Consider the following 7,968-nt stretch of genomic DNA (forward strand, 5'->3'; position numbering starts at 1 on the left):
GGTGGGCGGGCAAGGGCCTGCAGCGGACCCGCAGCATTGAGCGCGGTGCCCTCGCCACTTGCGGGACACGCCGTAAACCCGTCCCTGGGGGCTCGATGGCGGCATCCATGCCGCCATCGGTCCCGCAAGCGGCGAGGACACCGCACAAGAAAGTTTGCTGGCTGCTTTATTGAAAGCGATGCCGACCTACCATCGCGACTGATCCTTATCCGCCCACCCTCGCGAGAACTTATGAGGCGTGGATGCCGCGTGAGAGCCTGCATGGAGATACTTGCAGCGTGTCCCGCGATGGTGGGCGCGCAAGAGCCCTGCAAGAAAGTCGCAGACCCGTTGCCTTACGCTCCGCGATCCTCGAGCACACGTCGCAGAAATGGCACCGTGATGCGCCGTTTTGCCGCCAGCGATTCGCGATCCAGGCGATCCAGCAAGGCCACCAAGGTGGCAAGTTCGCGCTCGCTATGCGTCAGCAGCCAGTCGATCGCTGCATCGTCCAGCGCCAGCCCGCGCCGCTGCCCACGGTCGCGCAGCACGGCCGCGCGCGCCGCGTCGTCGGGTACCGGCAGTCCGATCCGGATGCATTGCGACAGCCGCGAGCGCAGATCCGGCAGCACCAACGCCAGGCCATCGGGCATCTGCCGCGCGGTGTAGAGCAAGCTGATGCCGGCGGCACGTGCGCGATTATGGAAATCGAACAGCGCCACCTCGTCGTCGCGCTGGCCGGCGATGCTGTCCACGCCATCCAGTGCAACCAGGCTGCGCCCCTCCAATGCTTCGAGCGCATCGCGCAGGCGGCCGACTGCTGCATGCAGCGGCAGATACGCGGTTGCACGCCCGGCCTGCTCGGCCGCCGCGCACACCGCCAGCGCCAGATGCGTCTTGCCGGTGCCGGCGGGACCTGCGAGATAAAGCCAATCGCTCACCTGCCCGGCCGCCAGGGCCTGCAATTGCGCAAGCAGGCCCTCGGGCGCGGCGATGTAGCTATCGAAACGCTGGTCGGATGGCGCGCGCAACGCCAATGGCAACTGCGGCACGCTCACGACCGATCTGCGTCCTTGGTCGGGTCGATGATGACGCTGCGCTCGGCCGCGGTGGACTGCAACACGATGCCCGCGCGCTCACCGGCATACAGGTCGCTGCGCGTGTACTGCTCATGCGCATACCGCAGCAGCACGTTGGCAACCGCTGCCACCGGCAACGCCAGCAGCATGCCGAGAAAGCCGAACAACTGGCCGCCGGCCATGACCGCAAAGATCACCGCTACCGGATGCAGGCCGATCTTGTCGCCCACGATGCGCGGAGTGAGCACGTAGCTTTCCAGCAGCTGGCCGACGGTAAACACCACGCCCACGCCGATCAGCAGTTTCAGATCGAGCCCCTGCGCCTGCACGACCGCTGCCAGCAGTGCCAGCACGATGCCGGTGGTTGCGCCCAGATACGGGATGAAGCTGATGAAGCCGGCGATGATGCCGATCAACAACCCCAGGTTGAGTCCGATGATCGAAAGGCCGGTGGCATAGATCGCGCCCAGCGCCAGCATCACCAGGAACTGGCCGCGGATGAAGCCGCCGAGCACGTCGTTGGATTCCAGCGCCAGCCGGCTCACGGTGCCGATGTAGGCACGTGGGACGACCGCCGCCACACGCTCGACCAGGCGGTCCCAGTCACGCAGGAAGTAGAACGCCAGAATCGGCAGCAGCGCCAGGTTGATCACCCAGGTCACCATCGCAAAGCCCGAGCGCGACACGTAACCGAAGAAGGTCTTGGCGGCACCGCCGGCCTGCTCCCAGTGGCTGCGAATCCAGTCGATCAGGCGCTCCGGGTCCAGCCAGCCCATCAACTCCACGCCGGTCTTGGCTTCCAGCCACGGAATGGCGGTACTGATCGCCCAGGCGCGCATCTGCGGCAAGGCGTCGATCAGGGTCATGATCTGGCGCTCGATCATCGGCACCAGAATCATCAGCGCCAGCACGAACAGCAGCAGCGCCAGCACGAACACCAGCGCCACCGCCATGTTGCGCGAGCGACCGGCACGTTCGATACGGTCCACCAGCGGGTCGCCAAGCCAGGCCAGCAACAGCGCGAGCACGAACGGCGTCAGGATCGGCGCCAGCAGCGAGACCACCCACAACACGCCGACAATCACGGCCGTCCATTTGAGGCGGCGCAGGAATAAAGCGATTTCGGCTTCGGGAGTCAAAGTCATTTCAGGCGGTACTCGGCGTGCTCGTTGTCGAGAATGATCGGTCCCTCTGTCGGTACCGAAACCGAGACCAGCGGGCTGTTGTCGCCGAGCATACGGTTGAGGCCGGAAATGCCCGTGAGCAGTTCCAGATCCACTTCAATCCGGTCGCCGTTGGCGCTGACCGGGCGAATGCTGCGCACCACCGACACGCCCTGCAGCGCAGCGGCAACCCGCAGGTAATCGTCGGCGCTGTGGATGCCGGTGATCACTGCGCGGTACACGCCCGGCACGCCTGAATCCACGCGCTTGGCGTAGCGCTTGACCAGGGCATCGGCAGCGCCATCGGCACCGGCGGCCATCGCACGGCGCGCATCGCCGTCGCTGCTGGTCCAACTGGACAGCACATTGCCGTTGTCCACGAACACCCAGTCGGCCGTCCAGCCGGCCGCATTGCGGTAGAGCTTGCCGATCAGCTGCATCGGCGGGCTGTATTTGGCCGATGCGCGCGACACCGCAGCGGTGTCCTTGCGCCAGATCGCACCGGCCAGCGCCTGCTCGGCCGCCGCACCGCCCGGCAGGCCGAGCCGGTAACCGCGCTCGATCGCACGGTCCAGCACGCTGCGTGCGGCATTGGCCTGGGCAACACCCACCAGCCGTGGGCCGCTGCCATCATCGATGGCCAGCCACAGCACCGGCTTGGGACGCGGCAGCGGCCACACCGGCAAGCCAAGGGCAGCGATCAAACCGTCCACATCGGACTGACGAAAACGCGCCACCAGGGTGGTGCGAAAGGTGGGCGCACCGGTCCGCGAGGTGCCCTGATCCTGGCGGTAGTCGTAGTGTTCGACGTAGTTAGGCGCATTGCGCAGCGCCTGCGGCACACCGGGGCGGCTCATCACCGAGCGATCGCCGGAGACCTTGCCCAGCACCGCGCCCAGCGCGCGCGCCAGGGCACCGGGGCGATCGGATTCGCCCTGGCTATTGACCGGCACTTCGGCATCGTAGGCACTTTGCGCCTTGGCGACGTCGCCTTCGGTGCGCAGGTCGGCCTGCGCAAGGGCCGGAACCACAGGCATGGCGACCACGAGGGCGAGAAAGAAAGCGAGACTGCGGCGCATCGACGGTTCCATGGCGTAAGCGTATCCAGGTGAATTGTTGCCCGAATGGGGCGCTAGCGCCAACGTGGCTGTTAAAATCGCCGCCTTTACTGCCGAGCCACCCACGCCCGTGACCAGCCCAACGCCTTCCACTCCCTCGCCCATGACCTACCGCGACGCGGGTGTCGACATCGATGCCGGCAATGCCCTGGTCGAACGCATCAAGCCGCTGGTCAAGCGCAGCTTCCGGCCGGAGGTGATGGGTGGCCTGGGCGGATTTGGCGCGCTGTTCGACCTGTCGGGCAAGTACAAGGAGCCGGTGCTGGTCTCCGGCACCGACGGCGTGGGCACCAAGCTCAAGCTGGCGCAGCAGCTCGGCCGCCACGACACCATCGGCATCGACCTGGTCGGCATGTGCGTCAACGACGTGCTGGTGCAGGGCGCCGAACCGCTGTTCTTCCTGGACTACTTCGCCACCGGCAAGCTGGACGTGGACACCGCCGCGGCGGTGGTCGGCGGCATCGCGCGCGGCTGCGAGCTGTCCGGTTGCGCATTAATCGGCGGCGAAACCGCCGAAATGCCCGACATGTATCCGCCGGGCGAGTACGACCTGGCCGGCTTTACCGTGGGTGCGGTGGAAAAGTCGCAGCTGCTCGACGGCGCGCAGGTGCGCGAGGGGGATGTGCTGCTCGGCATTGCGTCCTCGGGCCCGCATTCCAACGGCTATTCGCTGATCCGCAAGATTTACGAACGTGCCGGCGCACCGGCCGACCATGTGCTGGACGATGGCACCCGACTGATCGACGCGCTGATGGCGCCGACCGCGCTGTACGTCAAGCCGGTGCTGGCGCTGCTCAAGTCGCACGGCGAAGCGATCCACGCCATGGCGCACATCACCGGTGGCGGGCTCACCGAAAACATCATCCGCGTGATTCCCGACGGCCTGGGCCTGGACATCGATGCCACCGCCTGGACCTTGCCGCCGGTGTTCGCCTGGTTGCAGCGCGAAGGCGCGGTGGCCGATGCCGAAATGTGGCGCACCTTCAACTGCGGCATCGGCTTTGTGCTGATCGCCTCGCCCGAGCAGGCAGCCACGCTGGAACAGGCGCTGGACGCGCAATCGCTGGCGCATTGGCGCATTGGCCAGGTGGTCGCCGCACACGGCGACGAACGCGTGCGCATCGGCTGAGCGAGGACTGCATGGACGCTTCCCAACCTGCCCTGCCGACGCCGGCCAGCGCCAACGACCTGCAGCATCTCAAACTGCTGTCGATCTTCCATTACGTGCTGGCCGGCATCACCGGGCTGTTTTCGCTGTTTCCGCTGATCCACCTGTTCATGGGGCTGGCCATCGTCACCGGGCAATTACCGATGAACGGCAGCAACGGCGAAGCGGCACCGGACCAGATGCGGATGTTCGGCTGGATCTTCGTGGTGTTCGCGGCCGCGCTCATCATCGGCGGGCTGACGCTGGCGGGCTTCATGGCGTATGCCGGCCGCTGCATCGCACAGCGCAGGCGGCATCTGCTGTGCCTGATCGTGGCCGGCATTTCGTGCTCCTTCATGCCATTCGGTACCGTGCTTGGCGTCTTTACGCTGGTCACCTTGCTGCGCCCACAGGTCAAGGCACTGTTCGGCCCTGCCGCAACCGCTGCCTGAGAGCCACGTGACCATCAGCGCCCTGCGCCGCGCCAAACCGGCTGCGTTGACCGCGACCATCGCGGTGTTCCTGGCGAGCTGGGTCGCGCCGCTGTGGCCGGTCGAACAGGCCTTGCACAGCTCACTGACTGTGGTCGGCTTGTTCGCGCTGGTGTGGGCCGACCGTCGCTGGCCACTGGAGATCGCCGCTTTCGTGGCGATCTGCGTGTTTATCGCATTGCACTGCATCGGCGCGCGCTGGCTGTATTCCAACGTGCCCTACGAGCAATGGAGCATGCAGCTGCTGCACTGGTCGCCCAGTGCCACGTTCGGCTGGACACGCAATCATTTCGACCGGCTGATCCATCTGCTGTTCGGGCTGTGCTTCACGCCGGCCATTGCGCAACTGGCGCTGCGGCGGTGGCCAGGCCTGACGCTGCGGCAGGCCTTCGCGCTGACCGTGATGGGCATCATGTGCGTCAGCCTGGTCTACGAGTGGTTCGAATGGGGGATTGCGCTGCTGTTGTCGCCCCAGGCCGCCGAAGCCTACAACGGCCAGCAGGGCGATCCCTGGGATGCGCATACCGACATGCTGCTGGCAACCCTCGGCAGTCTGGCTGCCTATCCCGTCGTGAGGACATTCTTCAATGCACGCACCTGATGCCCGGCTGCGCCTGGCCATCCTGGCCTCAGGCCGCGGCAGCAATCTGCAGGCCATCCTGGACGCGATCGCTGGCGGGCGCCTGCATGCGCAGGTGGTCGGCGTGTTTTCCGACCGCCCGCAGGCGCCGGCACTGCACAAGGTGGACGCGGCGCACCGCTGGAGCGCCAGTCCGCGCGACTTTACCGACCGCGACGCATTCGACGCCGCGCTGGGCGACGCCATCGCCGCCGTGCAGCCGGACTGGGTCATCTGCGCCGGCTACATGCGCATCCTGGGCGAGCCGTTGGTGCGGCGCTTCGCCGGCCGCATGCTCAATATCCACCCGTCCCTGCTACCCAAGTACCGCGGTTTGCACACCCACGCCCGTGCATTGGAAGCCGGCGATACCGAGCACGGCGCCAGCGTGCATCTGGTGGTGCCGGAACTGGATGCCGGCAGCGTGATCGCGCAGGCGCGCGTGCCGGTGCTTCCCGGCGACAGCGCCGAACAGTTGGCTGCGCGGGTGCTGGCACGCGAGCACCCGCTGCTGCTTGCCACGCTGGACCTGCTGGCCAGCGGGCGCCTCCAGGTGAACGGCGATGCGGTGCATGTGGACGGTCAGTGCCTGTTTACGCCACTGCGACTAGAGTCCGCTGACACCGCGCTCGCCTGAATGCGGATACGCCCTCCTCATCCTGTCTCGGACATCCTTGTGGCCCCGTGCCCCGACTCCAGCGCATGAAAGCCATCCCGATCGCCGCCGCGCTGCTGACCACGGCCCTGCTTTGCCAGGCCAGCCCGGGCCGTGCGCAGCAGACAGCCGCGTCGCCGACAGCCGCGCCTCAGCCACCTGCCACGCCTGCTACGCCGGTTGCCCCCGCGGCGACAGCCACGCTGCCCGCAAGTACCTGGACGCCGCCGCCGCTGGAGCCTTTCGTGGCGACCTACCAGGCGTTCTACCGTGGCAAGGAAGCCGGCGATGCCACCATGCAGGTCAGCCACGGCGACGCAAGCCAGTGGCGGATCGACATGTCGGTGCGCGGCCGCAAGGGGTTTGCCAGCATTCTGGGTTTGAACCTGGAACAGAGCACGGTGTTTCGCGTCGATGGCGACACCTATGTGCCGTTGAGCCAGAGCACCGTGCGCAAGGCGATGTTCTTCGGCAAGAAGGTCACCGGCGTCTACAACTGGCAAGCCGGCACCGCGCAGTGGGACGGCGACCTGAAGGAAGAGCGTCAGCAACCCATCCCGCTGCAGCACGGCGATCAAAGCGCGCTGTCGCTGAATCTGTCGCTGATGCGCGATGCGCAGCCCGGCCGCAACCTGAGCTACCGCTATGTCGATGTGGGAAGGGTACGCAAGTACGACTACCGCGCCGCCGATACCACCGAGGTGGTGCAGGTTGGCGACCTGAGCTACGACGCGTTGCGCGTGTACCGCGTCAACAGCGGCGACAACGAAACCATCCTCTGGATCGCCAATGGGGTTCCGACCCCGGTGCGCATCCTGCAACGTGACAAAGGTGAGGATCAGGTCGATCTCCGCCTGGTCGAATACCAAGGAGTCTGACCATGAAAACCTTCTCCCGCACCAGCGCCTTGATCGCCGCCGCCACACTGGCCGTGGCCAGCCTGCCGGCGTTGGCCGTGCAGCCGTTCCAGGCCGATTACTCCGCCAATTACATGGGCATGCAGGCCAACGGCACCATGACCCTGGCCGCAGCCGGCGCCAACCAATGGCGCTACACGCTGACCATCCAGAACCAGCTGGCCAACCTGACCCAGAGCACGGTGTTCGAGGAAGCCAATGGCCAGCTACGTCCGGTCAGCAGCAACGATACCTCCTCGATGATGGTCAAGCGCCGCAACGTCACCGCCAATTACGACTGGAAAACCAGCCAGGCGACCTGGGGCGGCGATATCAAGCCGGACCGTCGCGGCCCGGTCAAACTGCAGCCCGGCGACATGGATGCGTTGCTGATCAACCTGGCGATCACCCGCGACCTGGCCGCCGGCAAGCCGCTCAACTACCGCATGGTGGACGAAGGCCGCATCAAGCCGATGAGCTACAAGGTGGTCGGCAAGGAAACCATCACCGTCAACGGCAAGCAGGAGCAAGCCACCAAGGTCTCGCGCGTGGATGGCGACAAGGAATTGATCGCCTGGGTGGTCAAGGACCTGCCGGTGCCCGCACGCCTGCTGCAGAAGGAAAAAGGCCAGGACGCGCTGGATCTGACCATCAAGGGCCTGCGCTAAGCGCTCACCTCCGACCAGAGGCTTGATTGCCACAGTAGTTCCGGTCGTGAATGTTGTTTAGTGCAGTCAAACGCTTACTGAGTCGAGAGCGCGGCGCCCTCACCGCTCGCGGGACACGCCGCAAGTACGTCCGTGTAGCAACTGTGTTGTTGG

Annotated in this window: 9 protein-coding genes; 6 read left to right on the forward strand and 3 right to left on the reverse strand. The window is 66.1% G+C overall.

Annotation, left to right across the window (positions count from 1 at the left end; genetic code table 11):
- Window positions 1-335: 335 nt before the first annotated feature.
- From hda to Y887_RS16765, 3 genes are read right to left on the reverse strand one after another with little or no spacing between them, the layout of a single operon-like run.
- On the reverse strand, window positions 336-1,037 hold the full coding sequence (hda, locus tag Y887_RS16755) for a DnaA regulatory inactivator Hda (RefSeq protein ID WP_046965429.1): 702 nt from the start codon (window positions 1,035-1,037) through the stop codon (window positions 336-338).
- Window positions 1,034-2,203 carry an AI-2E family transporter gene (locus Y887_RS16760; RefSeq protein WP_046965430.1) on the reverse strand — a complete coding sequence of 390 codons (1,170 nt, stop codon included), beginning with the start codon at window positions 2,201-2,203 and terminating at the stop codon, window positions 1,034-1,036. Before Y887_RS16760 ends, hda begins: the two co-directional genes overlap by 4 nt.
- Window positions 2,200-3,312, reverse strand: coding sequence for a DUF2066 domain-containing protein (locus Y887_RS16765; RefSeq protein WP_046965431.1), 1,113 nt, complete (start codon window positions 3,310-3,312; stop codon window positions 2,200-2,202). Before Y887_RS16765 ends, Y887_RS16760 begins: the two co-directional genes overlap by 4 nt.
- A 22-nt stretch (window positions 3,313-3,334) precedes the next feature.
- Between Y887_RS16765 and purM the strand changes: the two genes are divergently transcribed.
- The 6 genes from purM to Y887_RS16795 all read left to right on the forward strand — a co-directional run bounded on the left by purM (window position 3,335) and on the right by Y887_RS16795 (window position 7,815).
- Window positions 3,335-4,468, forward strand: a complete 1,134-nt coding sequence (gene purM / locus Y887_RS16770; RefSeq protein ID WP_181113279.1) for a phosphoribosylformylglycinamidine cyclo-ligase — start codon at window positions 3,335-3,337, stop codon at window positions 4,466-4,468.
- A gap of 11 nt (window positions 4,469-4,479) precedes the next feature.
- The gene (locus Y887_RS16775) at window positions 4,480-4,938 is read left to right on the forward strand and encodes a hypothetical protein (protein WP_046965433.1); all 459 of its coding nucleotides are present in this window, start codon (window positions 4,480-4,482) and stop codon (window positions 4,936-4,938) included.
- Between the two features lie 22 nt (window positions 4,939-4,960).
- Window positions 4,961-5,578, forward strand: coding sequence for a DUF2238 domain-containing protein (locus Y887_RS16780; protein WP_046965437.1), 618 nt, complete (start codon window positions 4,961-4,963; stop codon window positions 5,576-5,578).
- On the forward strand, window positions 5,565-6,233 hold the full coding sequence (purN, locus tag Y887_RS16785; protein ID WP_046965434.1) for a phosphoribosylglycinamide formyltransferase: 669 nt from the start codon (window positions 5,565-5,567) through the stop codon (window positions 6,231-6,233). The genes Y887_RS16780 and purN overlap by 14 nt, the downstream gene beginning before the upstream one ends.
- 65 nt (window positions 6,234-6,298) lie before the next feature.
- Window positions 6,299-7,129, forward strand: a complete 831-nt coding sequence (locus Y887_RS16790) for a DUF3108 domain-containing protein (RefSeq protein WP_046965435.1) — start codon at window positions 6,299-6,301, stop codon at window positions 7,127-7,129.
- 2 nt (window positions 7,130-7,131) lie between these two features.
- On the forward strand, window positions 7,132-7,815 hold the full coding sequence (locus tag Y887_RS16795; RefSeq protein ID WP_046965436.1) for a DUF3108 domain-containing protein: 684 nt from the start codon (window positions 7,132-7,134) through the stop codon (window positions 7,813-7,815).
- Window positions 7,816-7,968 lie beyond the last annotated feature (153 nt).

Source organism: Xanthomonas pisi DSM 18956, from assembly GCF_001010415.1.
Taxonomy (GTDB): Bacteria; Pseudomonadota; Gammaproteobacteria; order Xanthomonadales; family Xanthomonadaceae; genus Xanthomonas; species Xanthomonas pisi.

Coding starts and splice junctions, on each gene's coding strand:
- Y887_RS16760 (WP_046965430.1), bottom strand. CDS start 2,203: ATGACTTTGACTCCCGAAGCCGAAATCGCTTTATTCCTGCGCCGCCTC.
- Y887_RS16765 (WP_046965431.1), bottom strand. CDS start 3,312: ATGGAACCGTCGATGCGCCGCAGTCTCGCTTTCTTTCTCGCCCTCGTG.
- Y887_RS16775 (WP_046965433.1), top strand. CDS start 4,480: ATGGACGCTTCCCAACCTGCCCTGCCGACGCCGGCCAGCGCCAACGAC.
- purN (WP_046965434.1), top strand. CDS start 5,565: ATGCACGCACCTGATGCCCGGCTGCGCCTGGCCATCCTGGCCTCAGGC.
- Y887_RS16790 (WP_046965435.1), top strand. CDS start 6,299: ATGAAAGCCATCCCGATCGCCGCCGCGCTGCTGACCACGGCCCTGCTT.
- Y887_RS16795 (WP_046965436.1), top strand. CDS start 7,132: ATGAAAACCTTCTCCCGCACCAGCGCCTTGATCGCCGCCGCCACACTG.